Source organism: Collinsella sp. OM08-14AT (assembly GCF_003438115.1).
Lineage (GTDB): Bacteria > Actinomycetota > Coriobacteriia > Coriobacteriales > Coriobacteriaceae > Collinsella.
Genome location: NZ_QSTE01000002.1, coordinates 228,471 through 252,562 on the forward strand (window position 1 = coordinate 228,471; position 24,092 = coordinate 252,562).

21 protein-coding genes are annotated in these 24,092 nt (G+C 57.9%); 12 read left to right on the top strand and 9 right to left on the bottom strand.

Translation table 11 applies throughout. The features are described 5' to 3' along the window. Positions 1 to 23: 23 nt before the first annotated feature. From gyrB to DXC18_RS02460, 6 genes are all read right to left on the bottom strand, one after another. Positions 24 to 2,054, bottom strand: a complete 2,031-nt coding sequence (gene gyrB / locus DXC18_RS02435; protein WP_055310298.1) for a DNA topoisomerase (ATP-hydrolyzing) subunit B — start codon at positions 2,052 to 2,054, stop codon at positions 24 to 26. 105 nt (positions 2,055 to 2,159) lie between these two features. Continuing rightward, positions 2,160 to 2,669 (bottom strand): DciA family protein, encoded by a 510-nt coding sequence (locus DXC18_RS02440; RefSeq protein ID WP_233508978.1) that lies wholly within the window; start codon positions 2,667 to 2,669, stop codon positions 2,160 to 2,162. Between the two features lie 40 nt (positions 2,670 to 2,709). Then, positions 2,710 to 3,816 (bottom strand): DNA replication/repair protein RecF, encoded by a 1,107-nt coding sequence (locus tag DXC18_RS02445; RefSeq protein ID WP_117716209.1) that lies wholly within the window; start codon positions 3,814 to 3,816, stop codon positions 2,710 to 2,712. A gap of 9 nt (positions 3,817 to 3,825) precedes the next feature. Further along, complete coding sequence (gene dnaN, locus DXC18_RS02450; protein WP_099432409.1) at positions 3,826 to 4,929, bottom strand: DNA polymerase III subunit beta; 1,104 nt, start codon at positions 4,927 to 4,929, stop codon at positions 3,826 to 3,828. Between the two features lie 238 nt (positions 4,930 to 5,167). Continuing rightward, the gene (locus DXC18_RS02455) at positions 5,168 to 6,892 is read right to left on the bottom strand and encodes a DnaA ATPase domain-containing protein (protein ID WP_117716210.1); all 1,725 of its coding nucleotides are present in this window, start codon (positions 6,890 to 6,892) and stop codon (positions 5,168 to 5,170) included. Positions 6,893 to 6,907: 15 nt separating this feature from the next. Beyond that, entirely contained in the window at positions 6,908 to 8,236 is a 1,329-nt protein-coding gene (locus DXC18_RS02460; RefSeq protein WP_117716211.1) for an ATP-binding protein, read from the bottom strand. A gap of 345 nt (positions 8,237 to 8,581) precedes the next feature. Between DXC18_RS02460 and rpmH the strand changes: the two genes are divergently transcribed. The 9 genes from rpmH (at position 8,582) to DXC18_RS02505 (ending at position 13,621) form a co-directional block, all read left to right on the top strand. Continuing rightward, a complete protein-coding gene (gene rpmH, locus DXC18_RS02465) occupies positions 8,582 to 8,716 on the top strand; it encodes a 50S ribosomal protein L34 (RefSeq protein ID WP_019127408.1) in 135 nt (44 codons plus the stop codon). A 20-nt stretch (positions 8,717 to 8,736) separates the two neighbouring features. Beyond that, a complete protein-coding gene (rnpA, locus tag DXC18_RS02470; protein ID WP_117716212.1) occupies positions 8,737 to 9,075 on the top strand; it encodes a ribonuclease P protein component in 339 nt (112 codons plus the stop codon). After that, the gene (yidD, locus tag DXC18_RS02475) at positions 9,072 to 9,296 is read left to right on the top strand and encodes a membrane protein insertion efficiency factor YidD (RefSeq protein ID WP_117716213.1); all 225 of its coding nucleotides are present in this window, start codon (positions 9,072 to 9,074) and stop codon (positions 9,294 to 9,296) included. The genes rnpA and yidD overlap by 4 nt, the downstream gene beginning before the upstream one ends. A 29-nt stretch (positions 9,297 to 9,325) precedes the next feature. Continuing rightward, complete coding sequence (locus DXC18_RS02480; protein WP_117716214.1) at positions 9,326 to 10,096, top strand: YidC/Oxa1 family membrane protein insertase; 771 nt, start codon at positions 9,326 to 9,328, stop codon at positions 10,094 to 10,096. Positions 10,097 to 10,141: 45 nt separating this feature from the next. Further along, entirely contained in the window at positions 10,142 to 10,711 is a 570-nt protein-coding gene (locus DXC18_RS02485; protein ID WP_117716215.1) for a R3H domain-containing nucleic acid-binding protein, read from the top strand. 95 nt (positions 10,712 to 10,806) lie between these two features. Beyond that, complete coding sequence (gene rsmG, locus DXC18_RS02490) at positions 10,807 to 11,544, top strand: 16S rRNA (guanine(527)-N(7))-methyltransferase RsmG (protein WP_233508979.1); 738 nt, start codon at positions 10,807 to 10,809, stop codon at positions 11,542 to 11,544. A 134-nt stretch (positions 11,545 to 11,678) separates the two neighbouring features. Further along, positions 11,679 to 12,479 carry a ParA family protein gene (locus DXC18_RS02495; RefSeq protein ID WP_117716216.1) on the top strand — a complete coding sequence of 267 codons (801 nt, stop codon included), beginning with the start codon at positions 11,679 to 11,681 and terminating at the stop codon, positions 12,477 to 12,479. After that, entirely contained in the window at positions 12,472 to 13,377 is a 906-nt protein-coding gene (locus DXC18_RS02500; protein ID WP_199412172.1) for a ParB/RepB/Spo0J family partition protein, read from the top strand. The genes DXC18_RS02495 and DXC18_RS02500 overlap by 8 nt, the downstream gene beginning before the upstream one ends. Then, positions 13,367 to 13,621, top strand: a complete 255-nt coding sequence (locus tag DXC18_RS02505; RefSeq protein ID WP_117716217.1) for a hypothetical protein — start codon at positions 13,367 to 13,369, stop codon at positions 13,619 to 13,621. Before DXC18_RS02500 ends, DXC18_RS02505 begins: the two co-directional genes overlap by 11 nt. A 198-nt stretch (positions 13,622 to 13,819) precedes the next feature. Here DXC18_RS02505 and rlmN read toward each other — a convergent pair whose 3' ends face one another. Then, complete coding sequence (gene rlmN, locus DXC18_RS02510; RefSeq protein WP_055251319.1) at positions 13,820 to 14,872, bottom strand: 23S rRNA (adenine(2503)-C(2))-methyltransferase RlmN; 1,053 nt, start codon at positions 14,870 to 14,872, stop codon at positions 13,820 to 13,822. Positions 14,873 to 14,957: 85 nt separating this feature from the next. On the opposite strand from rlmN, the gene DXC18_RS02515 reads away from it, so the two are divergent. Next, complete coding sequence (locus DXC18_RS02515) at positions 14,958 to 15,923, top strand: D-alanine--D-alanine ligase (protein ID WP_117716218.1); 966 nt, start codon at positions 14,958 to 14,960, stop codon at positions 15,921 to 15,923. After that, positions 15,917 to 18,811, top strand: a complete 2,895-nt coding sequence (locus tag DXC18_RS02520; RefSeq protein WP_117716219.1) for a helicase C-terminal domain-containing protein — start codon at positions 15,917 to 15,919, stop codon at positions 18,809 to 18,811. The genes DXC18_RS02515 and DXC18_RS02520 overlap by 7 nt, the downstream gene beginning before the upstream one ends. Here the strand turns inward: DXC18_RS02520 and DXC18_RS02525 are convergent. Both DXC18_RS02525 and DXC18_RS02530 read right to left on the bottom strand, forming a co-directional pair. Continuing rightward, a complete protein-coding gene (locus DXC18_RS02525; RefSeq protein ID WP_117716220.1) occupies positions 18,808 to 19,725 on the bottom strand; it encodes a YafY family protein in 918 nt (305 codons plus the stop codon). The two genes, DXC18_RS02520 and DXC18_RS02525, sit on opposite strands and share 4 nt — an antisense overlap. Further along, a complete protein-coding gene (locus DXC18_RS02530; protein ID WP_117647825.1) occupies positions 19,712 to 20,734 on the bottom strand; it encodes a YafY family protein in 1,023 nt (340 codons plus the stop codon). The genes DXC18_RS02525 and DXC18_RS02530 overlap by 14 nt, the downstream gene beginning before the upstream one ends. Before the next feature lie 198 nt (positions 20,735 to 20,932). On the opposite strand from DXC18_RS02530, the gene DXC18_RS02535 reads away from it, so the two are divergent. Beyond that, positions 20,933 to 24,079, top strand: coding sequence for a hypothetical protein (locus DXC18_RS02535; RefSeq protein WP_117716221.1), 3,147 nt, complete (start codon positions 20,933 to 20,935; stop codon positions 24,077 to 24,079). Positions 24,080 to 24,092 lie beyond the last annotated feature (13 nt).

Below are 24,092 nucleotides of genomic sequence, written 5' to 3' on the forward strand. Positions count from 1 at the left end.
GCAAGATGGGGTGCCTGGGAAACCTAGGCGTCTAAGAAGCGCGCATCGTGCGCGTGTTTTTCAATGTACTCGCGGCGATAGCCGACCTCGGAACCCATCAGCTCGCGCACGGCGCGGTCTGCCACCACGGCATCCTCGATCGACACGCGCTGCAGGATGCGGGTCTTGGGATCCATCGTCGTCGAGGCAAGCTGCTTGGGGTCCATCTCGCCCAGGCCCTTGTAGCGCTGGACGGTATAGCCCTTGCGTTTCTTGGTGATCTTGCCGTCCTTGGCCTTGCCGTCCTCGTCGTTGTCGTCGGGGTTCAGGCCCAGACTCTGGATGGTGTCGCGCAGGATCTCGTCTTCGGGCTGGCGGCCGTTGGGATACACGTAGTGGATCTTGTTGCGCACCTTAATGCCAAAGATGGGCGGGCAGGCAACATAGACGTAGCCGGCATCGATCAGCGGACGCATGTACTTGTAGAAGAACGTCAGCAGCAGGATGCGGATATGCGCACCGTCGACGTCTGCATCGGTCATGATGATGATCTTGTGGTAGCGCGCCTTGGTGATATCGAAGTCGCCGCCGTCGCCGGCGCTCGTCGTGACGCCGCAGCCGATCGCGGTAATCAGCGACTGGATGGTGTCACTCGAGAACGCGCGATGGTCACCAACGCGTTCGACGTTCAGAATCTTGCCGCGCAGGGGCAGAATCGCCTGGATGTCTCGGCGACGGCCGTCCTTGGCCGAACCGCCTGCCGAGTCGCCCTCTACGATGAAGAGCTCGGTCAGCTCGGCATCGCGCACCGAGCAGTCAGCGAGCTTACCGGGCAGGGACGCCGTCTCGAGCAGGCTCTTGCGGCGGGTCGCCTCGCGCGCCTTGCGGGCGGCGTTGCGCGCCTTGCAGGCCTGTTGCGCCTTCTTGACGATCTCGCGGGCGGGCTTGGGATGCTCCTCCAAGTAATCGGCAAGGCCGTCGGTCACGATCTTGAGCGTCAGCGCGCGCATATAGGAGCTGCCGAGCTTGGCCTTGGTCTGGCCCTCAAACTGCGGATCGGGCAGCTTGACCGAGATAACGGCCGAAAGGCCCTCGCGTACATCGTCGCCGGTCAGATTGGCGTCTTTTTCCTTGAGCAGGTTCTGCTTGCGCGCGTAGTCGTTGATCACGCGAGTGAGCGCGGTGCGGAAGCCCTCAAGGTGCATGCCGCCCTCGGGAGTGTAGATGTCGTTGGCGAACGACATGACGTTCTCGCCGTAGCCGCTATTCCACTGCAGGGAAACCTCGACCTCGCCCATCTTGGTCACAGGCGCGTCCGGATCCGATTTGCCCTCGATGTAGATGGGCTCCTTAAAGGCCTCGGGGACGTCCTTGCCCTCGTTGAGGAACTTGACGAAGTCGATGATGCCGCCCTCGTAGCAAAACTCCTCCACGTGGGGAGTCGCCTCGCGCTCGTCGGTCAGCACAATCTTAAGGTTCTTATTGAGGAACGCCGTCTCCTGCAGACGGTTGTGCAGCGTATCGAAATCGTAGATGCAGGTCTCGAAGATCTCGTCGTCGGGCCAGAAGGTGACGGTGGTGCCCGTTGAATCCGAGGTGCCCACGACCTCCATCTTCTTGACGGTCTTGCCGCGCGAGAACTCCATCTCGTAGGTGTTGCCATCGCGACGAACCTGAACGACCACGCGCTTGGACAGTGCGTTGACGACGGAGATGCCCACGCCGTGCAGGCCGCCCGAGACCTTATAGGCCGAGTTATCGAACTTACCGCCGGCGTGCAAGATCGTCATAACGACCTCGAGCGTCGGGATCTTTTTAACAGGGTGCTCGTCGACGGGGATGCCGCGCCCGTTGTCGACGACCGTGATGGAGTTGTCGGCGTGGACCGTCACCTGGATCTCGGTGCAGAAACCGGCCATGGCCTCGTCGACGGAGTTGTCAACGATCTCCCACACCAGGTGATGCAGACCGCTGGCGCTCGTCGAGCCGATATACATGCCCGGGCGCTTACGAACGGCCTCGAGACCTTCGAGAATCTTAATCTCGCCGCCATCGTAATCGTTTTCGTTTGCCACACGTCCTCCTTCAGTCAAGAAAATGTGTACAGCCTTACTAGTTTATCGTAAATAAATACCCTCGGGAACGAGGGTATTTGGCTCTACAAGGCCACCAGATGCGATTTAAGGCTCTTTTTTGCTTTGCACGCCCTTGGCCCACTCGGCGCTGGCTCTCATGGCATTCTCGAGGGCCTCGCGCAGTTTTTGGTCTTCGATGGGCGCCACTTGGCGCTCGATCTCGGCACGCTCGGCCTCACTTAGGTCGGCGTGCGGGGCCGGCGGTCGCTCGGTCGTCGCCGGGCGCAGGCGCTCCTTGGCGGCGGGCGACGTGTGACCGGGCGCGGTGGTTTTGAACACCAGGCCGTCCACATGCGCACCGGCGCGCTCCATGCGCGCACGGATGATCTCGCGCAACAGCGTCATTTCCTGCGTCCACGAGGGCGAGTCGAGATACACCAGCAGCTCATTGGACTCGGGCAGGTAGCGCAGCCCCGTCACATGCCGTCCCTCGCGCGTGCCCGAGCACACCGCGTTCCATGCGCGATAGACCGTGCGCGACTCCTCGGCAGCCTCCATCTGCGCACGGCGCTCGGGGGTCGCGGACGCCAGGATGCGCTGGCGCTCTGCGTTCAAAAATCCACTGAAGGCGACTGTCTCGCTCTCGCGCTCGTAATTAGCACGTCTCACCCATGCTCACCACCTTGGCTCGATCAAGCAGGTCATCGGTAAAGTACCCCAGGTTGGTCGTAGTTATGACCGTCTGGATATCATCGCCGATCAGCCGCAGGAAAGCGCCGCGACGCTCGCCGTCGAGCTCGCTCATCACGTCGTCCAGAAGCAGCAGCGGGGCGGTGCCCAGGACATCGCGAGCCACGGCCACCTCGGCCACCTTCCAGGACAGCACCAGCGTGCGCTGCTGTCCTTGGCTGGCAAATGAACGGGCGGAGCGACCCGCCACGGTGAACTCGATCTCATCGCGATGCGGTCCCACCAACGTCACGCCGCGGCGAATTTCCTCGTCGGCATGCTCGTCAAGGGCGGCCAGCATGCGCTCGTACGCCCAACCCTTCAGCTCTTCGCGATCCTCGACCTGGGGCAAATCCCCCAGCGTGGACGCATAGGTCACGTTGGCGGCCTCGCCTGACGCCACTTGCCCGTAGGCAGTGTGCACATGGCCCGCCAGCCGGTCGAGCAGGGCCAACCGGTGCACGAGCAGAGCCGAGCCCGCGCGGGCAATCGAATCGTTCCACGCGCCGAGCATCTCGCGACAGCACCAGGTCTCCTTGAGCAAGGCGTTACGCTGGGTCACGCAGCGCCCATAGGTGCTCGCAAGATCGGCATAGCGTGCGCTCAGCTGCATGCCAAAGTCATCAAGGGCGGCGCGGCGCACACTGGCGCCTCGCTTAACCATGTCCAGATGGTCGGGGCAAAACAGCACGCTCGGCAGAACCCCGCGCACACCGGCGGCAGAGCATCTCTTGCCGTTGCGACTAAACGAGCGCTTACCGTCCTCCGCGCTCAATCCCATATCAAGCACGCGGCCGTCGCCCTCGAGCCTCAGCTCGATCTTGCACGAGCCCACGCCGTCATGGACGAGCTCGGCTGCGGTCGAATGCCTAAACGAGGCGCCGCTCGTCAGCAGCTGCAGCGCCTCTATGAGATTGGTCTTTCCCGCCGCGTTGGGTCCCGCGAGTATCGTCACGCCCTCGTCCAGGGCAAGGCGATAGCTATCGAAGCTGCGGTAGTGCGCGACGGAAAGATCGCGGGCGAACATGGTCATGGCGCAGCGCTAGATGCGGACCGGCATGACCAGGTACAGGTAGTTGATCTTGTCGTAGGACTTGAAGATGCCCGCCTGCGAGTAGCTCTTGAGCTCCAGCGTGATCTCCTTCTCCTTGGACAGGGCATTGAGGCAGCCGAAGATGTAATGGTAGTTGAAGGCGATGGTACCCGACTCGCCCTCGGCCTCGACATCGATCGTCTCCTGCGCAAGGTCTTGGTCATTGGAAATGGAGGACAGGCCCATCTGCCCGTTCTCGACATCGATCTCGAACTTGACGGCGGGGTTGGCGCTCGCGATAACGGCCACGCGCTTGAGGGCGGCGTTAAAGGCGGCGACGTCGATCTTGACGCTCGTCACGCACGAATCGGGGATGAGCTGCTTGTAGTTGGGATACACGCCCTCGATGCGGCGCGACACGTAGGTGGTGTTGCCGGCCTCGAAGACGACCTGGGTGTCGGTAGCCCCGATCATGATGGTCGCTTGGCTGGCCATGATGTTCAGCGCGTCGTTAAAGGCGTCAGCCGGAACGTTGAGCTCAAAGGAGCCCTCGAGGGTCGAGGTCTCGACCTGCGTATCGCACACGGCCAAGCGGAAGGAATCGGTCGCCACCAGGCGTACGGTGTTGTTCTCGACCTTCATGTGCACGCCGCCCAGGATGGGGCGAGCCTTGTCGGTCGAGGTGACGCGCCACACGCGGCCGACCATTTCGGACAAGACATCGGTCGGCAGCTCCACGGCACTCTCGATGGCATAGGCCGGAAACTCGGGGAAGTCATTGGCATCGAGCGTGTTCAGCCTAAAAGAGCTCTTCTCGCAACCAATCAGCACCTGGCGCTCGGACAGTTCAAAGGTGACCGGGGCATCGGGGAGGGTCTTGGTGATATTGGAGAGCATCTTACAGGGGATAACCATCTCGCCCTCTTCTTCGACATGCGCCGCGATGCGATGACGGATCGAGATAGTGTAGTTAGAGGTCTGGAATTCCAAGATGCCGTCTTGGGCCTTAACGAGCACGCCCGACAGGATGGGAAGGGTGGATGCCGAAGCGACACCCTTCATAACGACGCCGATGGCTTGTGTAAGCGAGCTCTGGCTGACGGTGAACTTCATCTTTTAATACCTTTCTATAGATATAAATATCTTAATAATAGTAATAGCACTGACGAAACTGTTGATTACTCCCTAAGACGCAGGTCAGACCCGGAAAGAGAATCGACAGCAACCTGTGTGCAACAGGGGTGGTTTTCCACGTTCAAAACCTGCGCAAAACTTTTCATCACCGCGGGTTGGGTTTTAGACACCTTATGCCCGTGGTTTCGACAAGTTTTCAACAGGTGTCTCTATTTCCCTACGAGCGCAGTGTAATTTTATCGCGCAGCGACTTGAGGTCTTCGGTGACGGTGCGGTCTTCCTGGATCATCTTCTGGACCTTTTTGTAACTCGTGCTGACGGTCGAGTGGTTGCGGTTGCCAAATTCGGCGCCCACCGCCGTGGTCGTCATCTCGCACATCTCGATGGCCAGGTAGATAGCGATATGGCGTGCTTTGGCGATATTGGCGTTGCGACGCGGGCCGATGAGCTCCTCGTGCGTCACGCCGTACTGCTCTTCGATGACGGACTGAACCGTCTGGACGTTGATCTTTTTGGCCGATGTGTCGAAGTACTGGCTGGCGATGGCGTCGATATCGTCAAAGGTGAGCTCCCCGCCCTCGCGCTCGCGGTCGCCCGCCTCGCCGGCGCAGCGCTCGCAAAAGCTCTCGAGCTCGCGAATGTTGGTGCCCGAGACCTCGGCCATGTGTTTAAAGTGCGCGTCGGTCAGATGTCCGCCGTCGCCCCCGTAGGCCGCCAGCAACGAGTCGTTGCCCGCCTCGGGTGCGGCGGCGATCGTGTTCTCGTAATAACGCTGCAAAATCTTGTACTTCATTTCGTAGCTGGGCTCCGCCACCAGGCACAGCAGACCGGCATTAAAGCGACTGGTCAGGCGCTCATCCATATTAAGGTCCTTGGGGGCGCGGTCGGCGGCGATCACGACTTTCTTGTTGTTACGGATAAATTCGTCCATCAACTGGAAGAAGTAATCCACACTCGCGCGCTTGCCAATGATGTTCTGGATGTCATCGATGATAAGCACGTCGACGCCGTGGTACGCCTGCATAATGGGGGCGTTGCTCTTCTTTTGGCGGTCGAATTCCGTCATCAAGTCGTCCAGATACGCCTGCGAGTTGGCGTACTTCACCTTGATCTCGGGCGATTTCTCTGCCAGCTCATTTTTGATGGCGAGCAGCAGGTGCGTCTTGCCCAGGCCCGATTTGCCGTAGATGAACAGCGACGTGCAGGTACCGGGCGTGTCTGCAAGCATGGCGAATTTGAGTGCCGATCGGTAGGCAAGGCTGTTCTCCGGTCCGAAGACGAAGTTTTCAAACGTGAATTTCGAATTCGCTGCGAGGGGCGCCCCGTCCGCGTTTTTCTCGACTGCCGCCGGGGCCGCCGCCGAAGGTGCTGCCGGCGCTGCGGACGAACTCGCGCTTTTCGCCGGTGGCCTGCCGTTCATTTGGGTCATCATGCGGCGGAAATCGTCGGCGGACAACGTGTTTTTGATTGCAATGCCCGATTCCTCGCCGGGTGTCGCCTCGTGTGCGACGGGCATATGCGTGGCGGTCGGGATGGGCGAGGGGACTGGCTCTACCGCCGGTGCGAACGAAGCAGCCGGCTGCGGCGCCATGGTTTCACGGGAAACATCGTCGCGTCGAGGCTCGGGCACCGGCGTTGCCGCTGCGGTGGCGGTCGCTACCGGGTGAGCGTCCGGGGCCGTATTTGTCGAGGCGCCTTGCGGTGCCACGATATTGAGCGCAATCGGTGCAAAGGCGATTTCTTCTAGGTACGCCTCGATGGTCGGCTGATGCTTTTTGAGCTGAGCGATGGCAAAGCGTGAAGGTGCCTCAATCGTCAGAGTGTCCTCGGTTAAACTCACGGCGCGCGATTGTCCCAGCATATTGATGAGGCGTGCATCTTGGCCGTCGCGCTGACAAAAGGCGATGGCATCTCCCAGGATGATGCTTGCTTCCTCGTCCACTGTTTCTCCCGTTCCTTAACTTTGGGCCCGCACGCGAGCGCTGCCTATTTCGGTCAGATGATATTTCTGGCCATGTTTGATTACCAAGCCGGCCTGCGCCAAGTCGTTGAGCGTTCGCGACCACGTGGGCGCTGAGTTTCCAAACGCTCGTGCCAGGTCGGTTGCGCCACACTCTTGGTTTTGAGCCAGATAGCCCAGCGCCGCTTCGCCGCGCTCGCTCACAAATACGTTTTGCTGCGGCTGTGCATATTGATTCGCCGCATTAGGATACATCATTTGAGCTGCTGGTCGTTGAGAACTCTGCATGGGCAGCAGCTGCTGTTGAAAACTTTGCGGCCACTGTTGATAAGGCTGCGGAGGCATCTGCTGGGCCCATGGGTTGTACTGCGCCTGGGGCATTTGTTGGTACGGCTGCTGGTATCCCTGAGGATACTGTTGGGGATACGGCTGGGCGTATCCCTGCTGCGGCATATATTGGGGAGGATACCCTTGCGGGTACGGTTGATAGCCCATTTGCGGGGCGTTTGACATGGCTGCCGCCTGCTGCACGGTGCCTGTGTCCAGATCTGCCGAGCCTATGCCCTCCGGCATGTTTTGCATTGCGTTGCCCAGCGGTGCCTGGGGGTCTTGCATGGGAAAACTTCCAGGCTGTTGCATCTGCTGCGCCGCGGGCTGCTGTGCAAACGTGTTGGTTAGGGGGTATGCCTGCTGTTCTGCTTCGGGTCGCACGGCTGCCCCTCGCCCGCCGGCACGCTCGATTTCCTGCACGCGCTTGGGGTTCAGACTTACCGTCACGACGGTGCCGTTGCCCATGTTGTCCTCGATGGAGACGGCGCCGCCGGCGTTTTCCAAGTACTCCTGTACCATGGGAAACCCGGCTCCGGTACCGCGGATATACCGTTTCATCTTGCTGTTTGCGCTGGTTACGCCAAAATCGAAGGCACGCTCTTTGTCGTCGATGCCCGGACCCTGATCGGCAAAGCGGATGGTATCGCCACCGTCGAGAATCGAGATGATGGGCTCTGCAAAATGCGCGTGGATAAAGTTTTCGACAATCTCGCGGATAACCATCAGCGAGATGCGTCCTCCCTGCTCTTTCATGCACTGGTAGACGGTGTTGGTTGTCTCTTCCAAGTAGGTACGGACGTCTTGCGGTTCGATGACGATGACACGCGGTGTCGACAGCATGTCATCGTAGACCGCGATGCGCGCTGCATACATGGCTTTTGGTGCTTGTGCGGTGTCCTGCTCACCCTCGTTGCGTTTTTCGCGCACGCCGGTGATGTGCTCGTTGTCGGGTGCCGGGTCACCGGAATCGACCATGGTGTAGAAGTCGTCAGACATGCCGCTCGCAATCTTTCAAAAGGTTTTGAACAAATAGTAGCTCACCGCGCAATGTTTCTCATCTTTCGACAAGTTTTCAAAACCTGTTGAAAACTTTGGAAAACGGACGAAAAGTTCTCAACATTTCCAACACGACCTGTTGAAAACTCGATGAAATTTCGTGAAAAGTTGCCTGCTGCCTCAAATGCCGGTTCTGCTTATGGGGGAACCGTGTACTCTTTGCAACCTTTTACCTTTGATTTCTTGACATTTGAACATTGATTTCCCTACAATCTTCAAGCTCACGTGTCTATATCTGCGTCCGCGCTCCCGCGGACACTCGAAATGCAGCAGGAGGAACTTAAGATGAAGCGTACGTATCAGCCTAATAAGCGTAAGCGTGCCAAGACCCATGGCTTCCGTGCCCGTATGGCCACCAAGGGTGGTCGTGCCGTGCTCGCCCGTCGCCGCGCCAAGGGCCGCAAGCGTCTCACTGTCTAGCAGCGATACACACATCTCGCATGAAGACTATTAAGTCTCGGCAAGATTTCGAGCATGTGTTCAGTCAGGGGCGTCGTTTCAATCACCCTCTGATTCGAATGACCATATGTGAATCGGTTGGCGAAGGCGACTCCGGAAGGGTCGCCTTCGTTGGTGCTAAACGGCTCGGTTGTGCAGTCGTGCGCAACCGTTCTAAGCGTGTGATGCGCGAGGCCGCCCGCAGCTGCGGATTTCCCGTTGCGGGTTATGACATCATCTTGTTCGCGACTCCCAAGACGAGGATTTCCTCGCCGCAGGAGATGGACAAGGCGTTGCGTTCGCTTATGAAACGCGCCGGCGTTGCCGGGGAGGAGCGATGAGCAATCACGTTTTGCGACGTGTTGCCATCGCTCCTATTCGCATATATCAACAGGTTATTTCGCCCTTATTACCTGACGCTTGCATTTATTACCCAACGTGCTCGCAATACGCCATTCAGGCGATTGAGCGGTACGGTGTTTTGAGAGGCTGCTGGCTTGCCGTGAGGCGCATCGCTCGCTGCAATCCCCTGCACGTCGGCGGTTATGACCCTGTGCCCTAGCGGGCACTCGCTATCGGAGGAAAACTTACATGTGGGATTGGATTGTTAACATCCTTTTCGAGCTGCTCAAGCTCATCCAGACCTTTGCGGTCGACTGGGGCCTGTCCATCATCATCCTGGTGGTCATCATCCGTCTGCTGCTGACGCCGCTCATGCTCAAGTCGACCAAGTCGACGGCCCGTATGCAGGTGCTGCAGCCCAAGATGCTCGAGATCCAGGAGCGCTACGCCGACGATCCCCAGCGTCAGGCCGAGGAGATGCAGAAGTTCTACAGCGAGAACAAGTTCAACCCCATGGCTGGTTGCCTGCCGCTGTTGATCCAGATGCCTGTCCTGTTCGCCCTATTTACGCTGCTGCGTAACCTGCCGAACTACTTTAGCGACGGCACGTTCTCGTTCTTCAACATCCTGCCCGACCTGACCACCACGCCGAGCGCTTCCTTTGCCGATGGCTTTATGGTTGCGCTGCCTGCGCTGGTTTGCCTGATTCTGTTTGCTGTCTTGACCCTGATTCCGCAGCTGTATATGTCTCGCAATCAGACCGGTCAGCAGGCCCAGAGCATGCGCATGATGGCCGTCGTCATGACCGTCATGATGCTTTGGATGGGCTGGAGCCTGCCAGTCGGCGTTCTGCTGTACTACGATGTGTCTTCTGCCTGGCAGGTTGTCCAGCAGATCTTCGTGACGCAGAAGGTTATCGACAAGGCTAAGGCCGATGAGGAGGAGCGCCTCAAGAACGCTCCGCTGCAGGTCGAGGTTACCCGTCGCGAGAAGAAGCCGCGTCCGCACAAGAAGAAGTAGTCGGGATATCAATCTTATTTAGGTACCTAACTTTTGGAGTACGTTATGTCTGAAGAGATCATCGAGGATATGCTTGAGGAGGTTGCCCCGCAGATTGCGGGCGATTATCCCGAGATTGCACAGCGCTACAAGGCCGGTGAAGAGCTGACCGATGAGGAGCTCGACACCATTGCCGATGTTGCGATTTCCATTCTGCGTTCCATCCTTTCGCACTTCGATGCCGCCAACTCTCCTATTGATGAGTACGAGGGCGACGAGGGCGAGCTGATTTTGGATGTTACGGCTCCTGATCTTGCTGTTCTCATTGGCCGTCATGGTCGTACTCTTGATGCCCTTCAGGTTATGTTCTCTTTGCTGGTGAGCCGCAAGCTTGGTTTTAGGTATCCGGTTGTGGTTGACGTTGAGGGCTACAAGAGCCGTCGTCAGGACAAGGTTGCCTCTATGGCTCAGTCTGCCGCCGAGCGTGTCATCCGTACTCATAAGAGTGTTTCGCTTCCGCCCATGAATGCCTATGAGCGTCGACTGGTTCACATTGCGCTTCGAGGCAATGATGACGTTGATACCCATTCTGAGGGTTCTGACCCTGATCGCCATGTGGTGATTGTTGCTCGATAATTTACTCGAGTTTATGCTAAGGGGGCGTGGTTTCCACGTCCCCTTTTTTGTCAAAAGTTCTCGATACACTGATTTTTGTCAGAAAGGAGCTTCTGTTGTTTGTACTCACCGATCAGCAGGCTGACGAGATACTGAGTCGTCTAACTTCCTATTGCAAAGAGTATTCCTTGAATATAAATGATGCTGATCTAAGGAAATGTATTCAGCATTTGGATTTGGTTCTTGAAACTAATAAGACAACCAATCTCACTCGTATTCTTAACGTAGAAGATGCTGCTGTACTTCATATCCTCGACTCACTTGTTTTGCTCCCTTATATCAATAAGGCTCCTGAGGGTGCTTTGCTCGATATGGGAACAGGTGCGGGCTTCCCTGGTATTCCATTAACGATAACCACGCATCGAAAAGCTACTTATATTGACTCTGTTGGCAAGAAGGTCGATGCTGTCAATACTTTTGCTTATGCTCTGGGATTGAAAAATGGTCATGCAGTCCATGATCGCCTTGAAGAATATGCTCGAAGCCATAAGAAACAGTTCTCTGTCGTAACCGCTCGTGCACTCGCCCCTCTACCGATTCTTGTTGAGTATGCGGCTCCGTACCTCAAAGATGGAGGGCTATTTGTTATCACGAAAGGCAATCCATCAGATGAGGAGCTTTCTACTGGCATGTCAGCAGCTAAGATCTGCGGCTTCACTCTGCTTCTGAATGATGCAATCGATTTGCCTGAGGGCTTGGGCCACAGGGAGTTCATTGTTCTTAAGAAGAGTCATCCAGCTTCCGTTTCATTGCCTCGTGCAAATGGCATGGCAAAGAAGAATCCGCTTGCCTAGATGTTTCACGTGAAACATAATGGGTACTAACAACTTGCGGTGTTTCACGTGAAACATGGCGGTTGATTTCGAATCGGAATGTTTCACGTGAAACATCCTCCGTTTGACAGCTTTAATACACACCAGGAGGGACCGTGGGATTTCGCGACGTTAAGCGTTCGAAGAGCGCAAAAGACACGCGTATTATTGCAATCATCAATCAAAAAGGCGGCGTCGGTAAGTCAACGACGGCTGTAAACCTTGCAGCAGCACTGGGTGAACAGGGACGCAAGACACTGATTGTCGATTTTGATCCGCAGGGAAACAGCACCAGTGGATTTGGAATTGAAAAAGAAGACCTTAATCAGTGCATCTATGATGCATTACTGAATGACGTGCCGGCAGAATCGCTTGTTCTTGATACAAATTGCAAAAAGGTATTCGTTATTCCGGCAACAATTCAACTTGCAGGCGCCGAAATTGAGCTCGTAAGCGCAATTGCTCGTGAAACCCGCCTCAAAGATTTGCTTGAGCCCATTCAAGACGAGTTCGATTTTATTTTCATTGACTGTCCTCCTTCGCTCGGCTTGCTCACCATCAACGCTTTGACCGCAGCAGACAGCGTTTTGATTCCGATTCAGTGCGAGTATTACGCACTCGAGGGCGTTACGAAGCTGCTTGAGTCAATGAAGATGGTGAAATCACGTCTGAACAAGGGCTTAGACACCTATGGCGTGCTAATGACGATGTTTGACTCGCGTACTTCTCTGTCGAATCAGGTTGTTGAGGAGGTTCAATCGTACTTTGGTGATAAGGCATTTAAGACGCTGATCCCTCGTACGGTTAAAATCTCCGAAGCTCCGTCTTTTGGAGAACCAGTAATTACCTATGCACCTCAAAATAAGGGTGCAAAAGCGTATATGAACCTTGCAAAAGAGGTGATCAAGCGTGCCTAATGCAAAGAAACGTGGAGGATTGGGACGTGGACTCAATGCTTTGGTCTCAGAGGCCGAGTATGAGACCGGTGGTTCGGCTGCATCGGCTTCAAATGCCGCATCTGAAACTAAACTGCCTATTGAGGATATTGTTCCCAATCCTAATCAGCCGCGAATTCACTTTAACGAAACCGAACTTCGAGAGTTGAGCGAGTCGATTCAAGAACATGGCGTTTTGCAGCCTCTGTTGGTTCGCAAGCATGGAAACGGCTATGAGATCATTGCTGGTGAGCGCCGTTACCAGGCGTCAAAGCTTGCTGGTCTTGAGGAACTGCCTGTCATCATTAAGGAAGTTAATGATGAGGAGATGCTCGCTCTTGCTCTTATCGAGAATCTTCAGCGTTCTGATTTGAATCCCGTCGAAGAGGCGAAGGGTTATCGTCAGCTCATTGATGCCAGCGGTATGACACAAGAGGCATTATCAAAGGCTGTCAGTAAGTCTCGTTCTGCAATTACAAATTCACTTCGTTTGCTAGATCTTCCCGAAGTCGTACAGAAGATGATTTTCGAGGGCAAGCTTACTGCGGGCCATGCGAGAGCGATTCTTGCAGTTCCATATGAAGATGCCAGGATTCGACTTGCTGAGAAGGTTGTTGCAGAAGGTCTTTCCGTTAGAGCGACAGAAAATCTTGCTCCGTTGTTTTCTGCCGGAGAGACGCCAAGGACTCCGAGGCCAGCAACACCTCAGTCATTCAAAAAGGCCGCTCGAGTCCTTCGTCAAGTTTTCAACACGAATGTTCGTGTGAAGAGCTCGCGTGGCAAGAACAAAATTGAAATCGAGTTCAAAGACGAAGAAGAGCTCTCCCGTATCCTTGGCGAGATGATTCAATTTGGGCAGGAGGATCAGGATGAAGAGTAAGGTTCTCGCGGTCATTGCGTTTGCAACCACCGTCGCCGCTGGTGCTTTTGCTGGTTATAAGATTGCGACGGATGATGAACTGCGCGGTCGACTGCTGCGCGGAGCTCAGGATATCGTCGATACATCTAAGAAAAAAATGGATGTGATGACCGAAGATGTCGCTATGCGCACTGCTCAGGTGACTAAGAATCCCAAGATTAACCAAGACTGGGTTAACCATCAGTGGGAAAATGTTGGTTATTAGGTACCTAACAATTATTTGCCAGTTTTAAAGTGGGCCCTGTCTGATTTAGGAGACAAGGACCCCTTATTTTGGCCATATAACTAACCTTATGTAAATCAAATCCAATAGCATGAATAGAAATGAAACAGCCCTGGTTGCATTATTTGCAACCAGGGCTGTCGGATGTTTCACATGAAACGTTATGGGACGCAGACTCCCCTATGCGTTCTTCTGGACCTTGAAACGTTGCTTCAGCTGACCGCAGGCGGCATCAATATCATTGCCGCGAGAATTACGGATTGTGGTCTCGATGCCACGAGACTCAAGGCGACGCTGAAGATCCTCGACCTTATGAATCGGCGACGGCTTGAGCGGGCTGCCCTCGATGTCGTTAAGCTGAATCAGGTTAACGTGGCACAGCGTTCCCTCGCAGAAGTCGCAGAGTGCCTGCATCTCGGGATTCGTATCGTTGACGCCTTCGATCATGGCATATTCATAGGTCGGGCGGCGGCCAGTCTTTTCGGTGTAGAGCTGAAGTGCCTCGTGAAGGCGGAGCAGCGTGTACTTCTTAACACCGGGCATGAGCTTATTGCGCGTCGACTGGATGGCGGAATGCAGGGAAACGGCAAGCGTGAACTGCTCGGGGATGTCGGCAAATTTGCGAATACCGGGAATAACGCCGCTGGTAGAGACGGTGAGATGACGAGCGCCGATACCGATGCCATCGGGGTCGTTGAGGATGCGCAGTGCCTTGAGAACCTCGTCGTAGTTGGCGAAAGGCTCGCCCTGGCCCATGAAAACGACGCTTGTGGCACGCTCGCCAAAATCATTCGAGACGTGCAACACCTGGTCGACGATCTCTTGAGCGGTCAGAGAGCGCTTGAGGCCGTTGAGACCGGTAGCGCAAAAGGCGCAGCCCATGCCACAGCCTGCCTGGGTGGAAACGCAGACGGAAAGCTTGTTACGACGGGGCATACCGACAGTCTCGACGGAAATGCCGTCGTGGTACTCGAGCAGATACTTGCGAGAGCCATCTTTGGAAACCTGCTTGGTGAGTTCAGTCGGCGTGTCAAAGGCAAAAGCCTCTTTAAGCTGCTCGCGGAAAGCCTTGGGAAGGTTGGTCATATCGTCAAACGAACAAACGTTCTTCTCAAAGACCCATTCGATGAGCTGCTTTGCGCGGAAGGCGGGTTGGCCAAGTTCGGCCACAAGCTCGCGAATATCGTTTTGGCTCAAGTCGCGAATGTCCTGAGATTTAGTCCTGGGATTCATGGAAGCCTTTCGATTTTGGGGAAACGTAGAGGGTATCGCTACAATATGGTATCAGCTGCAGAAATTATAGAGGAGGAGTCTGCCCATGCCGGGTAAAAGCCTAGAGAACATGCACGTAGCGGTCTTGGCGGGCGGTCATTCCGCTGAGCGCGAGATTTCGCTCAATTCGGGAAAGAACGTCGTGGCGGCCTTGAAGGAGGCCGGCTACACCTCGGTGGAGCTGCTCGACACGGCTGCCGATGATTTTATGGTAACCATGGCGACCGGTGGCTTTGACGTGGCGTTTATCGCCATGCACGGCGCCGGCGGTGAGGATGGCGCCGTGCAGGGTGCCATGGAGACCTTGGGTATCCCCTACACGGCCTCGGGCGTGCTTGCCAGCGCTTGCGGTGCCGACAAGGAGGTCTCGAAGCTCCTGTACGCCAAGGCGGGCATTCCCATTGCCCCCGGCCTCGCGCTCGAGGCGGGCGATGAAGTCGATATTGATCATATCGTCGAGGTTTGTGGCGAGCGCTGCTTTGTGAAGCCGGCCGTAAACGGTTCCAGCTATGGCATTTCCCTGGTCCATGAGCCCTCTGAGCTGCCTGCGGCAATCGCCAAGGCGTTTGAGTACGGCGACAAGGTGCTGGTCGAGAAGTGCATCGAGGGTACCGAGATCACCGTCGGCGTGTATGGCGAGGATGACGTGCGCGCCCTGCCGATCGTTGAGATCCGCAAGCCCGAGGACTGCGAGTTCTACGATCTGGACGTGAAGTATGTCGACCCCACGGATATCCATCGCATTCCGGCGCAGATTTCACCCGAGAACTACGCTCGTGCCCAGGAGCTCGCCTGTGCTGCCCATAAGGCGCTCGGTTGCCTGGGCATCTCGCGCAGCGATTTTATCGTGAGCGAGGACGGCCCCGTTATCCTCGAGACCAATACCATTCCCGGCATGACCGATACGTCGCTGTATCCGGATGAAATCCGCCACACCGATGACATGACGTTCCCGCAGGTCTGTGACAGCCTGATCCGTATGGGTCTTCGTCGAGCGGGCATTGCATGCTAATCGAGGACGCGGTTTCGTCAGGAACGCCGCAGTTTGTCATCGACTCCTATGCCACGCTTGCCGAGCGCGCCAAAACCCAATCGTTTGGCCTCATCGAGGAAGACGTTATCGTCCTCGATACCGAGACCACAGGTCTTTCGGTGCAGGACAATGAACTTATCGAGATCTCGGCGGCCCGCCTTTCTGGCCGCGAGGTTGTCGATCGCTTCGATACCTTCGTGCATCCCAAGCAGCTGATTCCCGCCGAGATAACCAAGCTCACGAGCATTACAAATGCCGATGTGGCAGATGCCCCATCGGCTGTCGAGGCCGTGGCCGCTCTCGACGATTTTGTCGGTGGATGCCCGGTGATCGCACATAACGCCACCTTCGACCGTTCGTTTATCGAGTCGGTCAAGGGCGGTGTCAACGTCAGCGACATCTGGATCGATTCGCTGGCACTGTCGCGCATCGCGCTTCCGCGCCTGGCCTCTCACAAGCTGTCTTTCATGGCCGACCTGTTTGGCTGCGACTCGGTGTCGCACCGCGCCAACGCCGATGTCGACGCCCTGTGTGGCGTGTGGCGTGTGTTGCTCGTGGCGCTCAACGACTTGCCTCAGGGCTTAATGGCGCGCCTGGCCGACATGCACCCCGACGTGCCCTGGTCCTATCGTCCCATCTTCTCGTTCTTGGCGGGACAGAACCCCGGTTCCATCTTCTCTCTCAGCGCCGCCCGCGTCGACGTGCTCAAGGCCGATCGGGCCGATGATCGCGTCGATGCGGACGAGCTGCCGGTCCTTAAGATGCCGAGCCGCGAGGAAATCGAGGCGGACTATGCGCCGGGCGGCCTGGTTAATCGCATGTATCCCACGTACGAGCCGCGCGATGAGCAAATCGCGATGGCGCTCGAGGTCCGTGACGCACTCGTTACGGGAACGCATCGCGTGATTGAGGCGGGGACGGGCGTCGGCAAATCGATGGCTTACCTAGTGCCTTTTGCCGAGGCCGCGCGCCGCAACAACATCACGGTTGGTATCGCGACTAAATCGAATAATCTTGCCGACCAGCTCATGTATCATGAGCTGCCCAAACTTGCCGAGCAGCTGGACGGAGGCCTATCGTTTTGCGCCCTCAAGGGCTATGACCACTATCCATGCTTGCGTAAGCTTGAGCGCATGAGCCGTGGCCAAGTCGAAATTACGACCAAGCGTGATCCTGCCGACACGCTTACGGCAGTCGCGGTCATCATGGCGTACGTGTGTCAGTCGGCCGATGGCGACCTCGATTCGCTCGGCATTCGCTGGCGCAGTGTCAACCGTCCCGACTTTACGACGGCGTCGCGCGAGTGCGCCCGTCGCCTCTGCCCGTTTTTCCCCGATAAATGCCTGGTCCACGGCGCCCGCCGTCGCGCGGCGCATGCCGATGTGGTGGTCACCAACCATTCCCTGCTGTTCCGCAATGTTGCGGCCGAGGGCAGAATCTTGCCTCCGATCCGTCACTGGGTGATCGATGAGGCCCACTCCATCGAGCGCGAGGCACGCCGTCAATGGGCGCGCGTGGTGTCGGCGGACGAATCACGCGTTCTGTTTGAGCGTCTGGGTGGCTCGAGCACCGGCGCGCTAAGCCAGGTTTCCCGTGATTTGGCAACCTCCGAGGGCTCTACGCTCTATCTGGGCCTTACTGCCAAGGCGACGTCGACGGTTGCGCGCGCGAGCATGGCGATCGCCGGCGTGTTCGATGGCGTTCGCGAGCTCGGTCGCCGTGCCCGTGGGGGCTATGACAATGCCAATCTATGGATTGGCCCCGAGCTGCGCGAATCTGACGACTGGCATGATTTCTTACAGTCGGCCTACGCTGCCATCGGCACATTGGAACAAGCTGACAAGAGCGTCGACGCGCTGGTACAAGCCGTCGCCGCCGACAAGCCCGAGGTTGTTGTCGACCTGGGTGATATCTCGCGCCGCCTGCACGAGCTGGCCGAGAACCTCAAGCTCATCATTGACGGCACCGATGAACACTACGTGTATTCGCTGCAGGTCAATCGCAGGCTGCGTGCCGGCGGCGAGTCGATGACCGCGGAGCGCATCGATATTGGCGAGGCCTTGGCAACCGAGTGGCTGCCCGAGGTTCACACGGCTATCTTTGCCTCGGCGACCATGACGGTGTCCAAAAGCTTTGAACACTTTAACCATGCGGTCGGCCTCGATCGCATCGGTGCTTCAACATCCTCATCGCTGCACTTGGACTCGAGCTACGACTTCGATTCGAACATGGCTGTAGTCGTTGCGGGCGATATCCCCGATCCGCGCGATCGTGAGAGCTATCTTACGGCGCTCGAGCGCGTGCTGGTCGACGCTCATCTTGCCATGGGCGGCTCGGTGCTCACGCTGTTCACCAACAGGCGTGACATGGAGGAGCTGTACGATCGCGTCGAGCCCAAGATGGCTCGTGCGGGCCTGGAACTCAACTGCCAGCAGCGCAACTCATCTCCTCGTCGCCTGCGCGACCGGTTTATCAACGAGCCAACCTCATCGCTTTTTGCGCTTAAGGCCTTCTGGGAGGGGTTTGACGCCAGCGGCGAGACGCTGCGCTGCGTCATCATTCCCAAGCTGCCGTTCTCGAGCCCCACGGACCCGCTCTCGTGCGAGCGCAACCTGCGCGAAGACCGCGCTTGGGCGCGCTATTCGCTGCCTGAGGCAGTGCTCGAGGTCAAGCAGGCGGCCGGCCGCCTTATCCGCTCGTCGACCGATTGCGGCGTGCTGATTCTGGCCGACCCGCGCCTGGTGACGAAGGGCTACGGAAAGAAGTTCTTAACGTCGCTGCCCACGAGCTCCTACCAGCGCATCGAATCGGCGCAGATCGGGCACTATCTACAGCTGTGGCGTGCACGCCACGAGCGGCGGCGCTAAAGCGGACAGACGAGGGTTTTTGCCATATCGCACAGACGCTTTGACAGGGCGGGGTCATCCAAGATGCGGATGGCTCCGCCCGCTGCGATTATCTGGCTCAGCAGCCAACGCTCGGAGCCGTAATGTACGGTTACCGTTGCCATGTCTGTCCCGCTGCGTTCGATTAGGGTGATGCCGGCCCAGTCCAGATGCTCCGCCATATCGAATGGCATCAAGAGCTTTGCGCTACGCTGCGTCCGGGCAAGGGAATCGTGGAGGGATGCAACGTCCGGTGCGTGAGGCACGACGGAGTCTTCCGTCAAGGCGAGTCCCTCGATTTTATCCATGCGATAGGTGCGCTGCTCATCGACCGCGATGTCCCAGGCAATCAGATATGTTTGGTCGCCGTTTGCTGTAATGCGCAAGGGGTCGACCAGGCGCTCGCGTGGCCGCGCATCGTCCATCGAGCGATACGAGATACGACAGCGAACACCGTCCTGAATGGCGCAGCTCAGCTGCTGCCAGTGCGACCCGTGGTTGACGGTGTCAAAGACGTGCTGGTTATAGCCGAGCTCTTCGGGTAGAAGAGCATGTCGAATTCGAGCCGCCGCCTGGGGCTCGATCCCCAACGATTCAAGTTCGTGGTTGAGCACAGCGCCCTCGGCGGCACTCAGGCGCAGCGGTAGTACACGCCCGGCGTCACCGGTGAGGACCACGCGCTCGCCGTGGCATTCGCAGATGATACGCGCACCCGATTCTCGGTCCGCGAGCGTCGAGACGATCTCGAGAATCTCGTCGAGCGACGCCCCCGTGATGTCAAAGCGACTGCAAATCTCGGTTCGTGTCATGCCGCTCTCGCCGGCGGCGTAGAGGGCCTCCATAATGTCGATGGCGCGCGAGAGCCTCTGCTCGCTGGTGAGTTTACGCACGGGCATGCTCGTGCACCGTCCTTTCAATGAGGTGGTTCCACGCCTGCTTGAGCGATTTGGGGGCCATGGGCCTCATGCCGTCCATGGCGTGGGCCATGCAAAATGAGGCGGCGGCTTCAAGATCGCGCACGTCAACGGTCCAAGTCCATCCCGAATCGGTGTGTGCGAGCTCACCTCGCCCGCGCGTGAGGCCGTTGATCATATCGATCTGCGTCTGCGGGGCGAACGAGAACGTAGCCGCAACGGGCGGGCGGTCGGCAAAATCGAATTCAAAGAACAGGTAGTCGTTGAGATTGAAGTCTGCAGGGATGGCGTAGGCCTTCGAAGGACGCCAAGCGCGAACGATACGGTCGCAGCGGAATGTCCTGATGTCGTCGGTGGCATTGTCGAGGCCGCAGAAGTACGCAACGCCCTCGCGCTCGAACATGCCGTAGACGCAGACGGTACGCTCTTTCTGCTCACCGCGTCCGTTCTGATATAAAAATCGCAGTGCGCATCGCTCGGCAAAGGCGCTCCATACCGCATCGACGGTGGGAGAGCGGCGGATCGGTGCTTCGTCCGCCGTCGTCCTGCCGGTGAGGTAGGCAATCTTGGAACGAATATCGGCAAGCGGCGCGGCAAAAGTGGATGAGCCGGCCGCTATTGTCTGGTCGATAGCGTTGAGCAGGATATCGGCGTCGTCTGCGGTGATGAGGCCGCCTGCCGCAAACGTGTGCTCGCGGTCGATTGTCCATGAGCTTTCCTCGGTCTCCTGCGCGCCGGCGGGGCGAACCTCCTTGATTAAGATGCCGCGTTCGAGCAGTTTGTCACGATCGCGCCGAAACTTGCGCTTATCCGAGTCGATATTGCCCGAGCCATATCCCAAGTCAGAATCCAAGACGATCTGCTCGGTCGTCAGCGGTTCGGGGGAGCTGTTGAGCACAAAGAAAAGATTGAGGATGCGCTGAGCCGTTTTATCGAAACTGGGCTCCGAATTCCCCTTTTTAATTGTCGCGGTCGCGTCGCTTGCCGTCATAGAGTCCTCGCATGAGAAGGTGGTTTGCTGCCATGATTTTAGTCCGATATGGAGATTAGGCTATATCCTTGTCCGCTCGGGGCGTTAAGATGGCCCGAATTCGGTCGTTTGCGCTCGCTCGGGGTATACTTTCGACTATATACGGTTCTAATGTGCATGCATTGGGCCTATTTGCCGGATTATGGATGTGGAGCGCACATGGCGAACACCCAGAACTATATTAACCACCTGCTGCAGAACACCGGCATCACGCCGGCATGCAGCGAAGAAGAGCGCTTGGCTGCCGAGGATATCGCTCAGATCTTCCGCAACCACGGCTTTGATCCCGAGGTTCAGGAGTTCAATGCCCCGGCGCCCAGCAGGTTGGCATTTGCCGTTACCGGTATTCTTGCGTTTGCCGGCGCCCTGCTGATGGGCATCGGCGGCGGCATCGGCTTGGTCGGCACCTTGCTGGCCATTGTCGGTGCCGTTCTTTACGTGCTCGAGCGCACGGGCCATCCCGTGGTTTCGCGCCTGGGCAAGACGGGCGTGAGCCAAAATGTCATCGCCTACCACAAGGCCTCGGGCCCGCTCGCGTCTCCGCGCAACCGCCCGGTGGTCGTTGTCGCACACTACGACTCTCCCCGTGCTGAGCTGCTCGCCCGCGAGCCCTATGCTTCGTATCGTGCGCTCATCGCCAAGCTGTTGCCCGTTGCCACGGTTGCCCCTGCTGCCGTTGCCATCTTGCGTATCCTGCCGCTCCCCGGCGCGCTCAAGGTTCTGCTGTGGATTGTCGCGATCCTCGCTTCCCTCGTTGCGCTCGCCAACGCGGCAAACATCATTTCTAACCGTTTTGTGCTTCCCTATACGTCCGGCGCAGTGTGCAACAAGTCTTCTGTCGCCGCTATGCTCGGCGTTATGGACAACGTTGCTCCCTTCCAGGGCGAAAACGAGTTTCCCGACGATGTTCCGTTCGATACCTATTTTGGGGAGCAGAAGCGTCGTGCCGAGGAGATGGCGCGCGCAGCAGCGGAGTATGCCGCGGCCCAACAGCAAAACGACTACGGCAACACCATCGAGTATGAAGAGCCTACCTACGCCGAGGACGAGTTCGGTCAGCCGATTGCTCCCGACGCTCAGACCGAGCCCGAACAGGGCGAGGCTTTCGACGAGCAGATCGAGGGCTTTGAGGGTGCGTCTGCCGACGAGACGCTGATTGGCGCCATCGTGCCCGAGGATCAGAATCAGGCTGTCCAGGCCGAAGAGTTCAATGACGAGGTTCCCACTGCCGAGCCGGCGGAGGAGCCTGTCGCGGCCGAGCCCGAGCCCAGGCTCTATCGCAATGCCGCCGGCAACATCCGCTTTGGTTCGGATGCCATCCGTGCGCTCGGAATGCTTCCCGAGTCCTGCACGCTCGATTACGAGGAAGGCGAGGAGCCGACGTTTGAGCCCGAGCCTGCCCCCGTCGTGACTGCATCTGCGCCCGTTGTCGCCGTGGATGATGAGTCTGCCGCGGTTACCGCTGCCGTTGCCGAGTCCGAGGCGGTGTCCGCGATCGATCCCGCGGTAGGACTGGACATTTTGGCTCCCGCCGCGCCGGCGCAAGACGCTGCGGATGAGTCTGACGACGATTACGTTGAACAGCCGAGGCGCGTGTCTTACGAGAGCGATACTGATTTCTCGGCCGAGATTCCCGCGGCAACGCCCCATGCCGATATTGCATCCGCGTTCTCTTCGATTGGCGCCAGCGCTTCCAACTTCTTTAAGGGCGCGCTTGCAAAGGGCAAGAAATTTGTCGACGATTTCGAGGAGAAGCGCGCTGCCGCACGCGAGGCTGCCGAGCAGGAGGCTATCGCTCAGCAGCAGGCAGCCGAGGCGGCACGTGAGCGCGCGGCGCAAGGGTTCGAGCAGAACGAGGCTATGCAGTCCGTGCCCGTCGACGCTGCCGAAGCTACAACGTCCTTTGAGGCTCAGCAGCACGTCGATAGCACCATGTCGTTTGATGCCGCGCAGTTCGATTCCACGATAACGTTTGAAAAGCAAGGCACCGCGATTGCCGAGCCCCTTCCTGTTTCCGATGAGCAGGGCGGCGCGGCAGACGATGACGAGCCTATTGATGCTGCCGAAATCCAAGATGTCGCCGAGGACGAGTCCGTCGAGGCCAACTCTGACGAAGAGCAATACGTGGCAGCCGAGCAAGATGATTCGACCGAGGTCGAGCAGGAGGAAGTGCCTGCGGTTTCCGAGGCTCCCGAGACAGATGAGTCGAGGCCTTACTCCACGCAGATTTTCACCATGCCGACCCAGAGTGGTTCCGGTGCCACGGTTGCCGATGTTGCTCCCACCCAGGACGAAACGGTCGATTCCCTTATGGCCCAGATTTCCTCCCAGGCATCGCCGCGTCCGCAGATGAATGTTCCCGATCCGGCGTCAGCTCCGTCGCCTGCACCTTCCTCGTCTCCGCTGGCTTCGGTCCCCGATCCGTCGCTGCCGTCGATGAAGCAGGCAAACGTTGCGTCTCGCACGTCGCTGTTCGACCTTCCCGACCCCTCCGCACAGGTCAACGACCCCTTTGCTGCCGCTCAGGGTCCCGAACCCACATCGGCACCCGTTGCGCCTCCTATACCCGTTGCGTCGGGCGCTCAGCCGATCGAGACCATTTCGGCTCCCGCCCCGGCGGCACCCAAGTCTCGCAAGCGCGGCCTGGGCGGCCTGTTCGGTCGTAAAAAGAAAAACGAACAGGACAGCATGAGTGATTGGCTGGGCGTCGAAGACGATTACGATGCCAAGAAGTCCGGTCGCGGCATCGGTTCGTGGGATAATTTCGAGGACGATAACGATGGCTGGAAGGGCGGCGCTACGTCTTCCGACGGCGCTTCTTCCGAAGATATGCTCTCGGCTGTCGCCTCTATGGGTGACGATGAGCTGCTCGGTCACGATATCTGGTTTGTGGCAACGGGCGCCTCGGATTGTGATGGCGCCGGTATGAAGGCCTTCTTGGCTTCGCATCGCGATAAGCTCCGCGGCGTATTCTTCATCAATCTTGAATCCGTCGGCGCCGGTAGGCTTTCGGTGGTGACGGTCGAGGGCGAACAGCAGCTGCTCAAGGGCGATCGCCGCATCATGAACCTGGTCAGCAAGGTGTGCAAGTCGTTCCATGTCGATTGTGGCGCGCTCGAGATGCCCTATGCCAAGACCGATGCCTATGCCGCGCTCGAGGCGAGCCGCCGAGCCCTCACCATCGCCGGCGTGGACGGCACGCGCCTGGCTTGTGCTCGTACCGAGGACGACCTGCCCCACAATGTCAACCCGACGAACATTGCCACGGTATCCGAGGTCGTGACCGAGGTTATCCGCCGTTCGTAGACGGAGCTCTAAG

Excerpts from the sequence above, each read along its gene's own strand:
- DXC18_RS02445 (WP_117716209.1), bottom strand. The coding sequence starts at position 3,816 with ATGACCATGTTCGCCCGCGATCTTTCCGTCGCGCACTACCGCAGCTTC.
- dnaN (WP_099432409.1), bottom strand. The coding sequence starts at position 4,929 with ATGAAGTTCACCGTCAGCCAGAGCTCGCTTACACAAGCCATCGGCGTC.
- DXC18_RS02460 (WP_117716211.1), bottom strand. The coding sequence starts at position 8,236 with ATGTCTGACGACTTCTACACCATGGTCGATTCCGGTGACCCGGCACCC.
- rpmH (WP_019127408.1), top strand. The coding sequence starts at position 8,582 with ATGAAGCGTACGTATCAGCCTAATAAGCGTAAGCGTGCCAAGACCCAT.
- rnpA (WP_117716212.1), top strand. The coding sequence starts at position 8,737 with ATGAAGACTATTAAGTCTCGGCAAGATTTCGAGCATGTGTTCAGTCAG.
- yidD (WP_117716213.1), top strand. The coding sequence starts at position 9,072 with ATGAGCAATCACGTTTTGCGACGTGTTGCCATCGCTCCTATTCGCATA.
- DXC18_RS02480 (WP_117716214.1), top strand. The coding sequence starts at position 9,326 with ATGTGGGATTGGATTGTTAACATCCTTTTCGAGCTGCTCAAGCTCATC.
- DXC18_RS02485 (WP_117716215.1), top strand. The coding sequence starts at position 10,142 with ATGTCTGAAGAGATCATCGAGGATATGCTTGAGGAGGTTGCCCCGCAG.
- DXC18_RS02505 (WP_117716217.1), top strand. The coding sequence starts at position 13,367 with ATGAAGAGTAAGGTTCTCGCGGTCATTGCGTTTGCAACCACCGTCGCC.
- rlmN (WP_055251319.1), bottom strand. The coding sequence starts at position 14,872 with ATGAATCCCAGGACTAAATCTCAGGACATTCGCGACTTGAGCCAAAAC.
- DXC18_RS02515 (WP_117716218.1), top strand. The coding sequence starts at position 14,958 with ATGCCGGGTAAAAGCCTAGAGAACATGCACGTAGCGGTCTTGGCGGGC.
- DXC18_RS02520 (WP_117716219.1), top strand. The coding sequence starts at position 15,917 with ATGCTAATCGAGGACGCGGTTTCGTCAGGAACGCCGCAGTTTGTCATC.
- DXC18_RS02525 (WP_117716220.1), bottom strand. The coding sequence starts at position 19,725 with ATGCCCGTGCGTAAACTCACCAGCGAGCAGAGGCTCTCGCGCGCCATC.
- DXC18_RS02530 (WP_117647825.1), bottom strand. The coding sequence starts at position 20,734 with ATGACGGCAAGCGACGCGACCGCGACAATTAAAAAGGGGAATTCGGAG.
- DXC18_RS02535 (WP_117716221.1), top strand. The coding sequence starts at position 20,933 with ATGGCGAACACCCAGAACTATATTAACCACCTGCTGCAGAACACCGGC.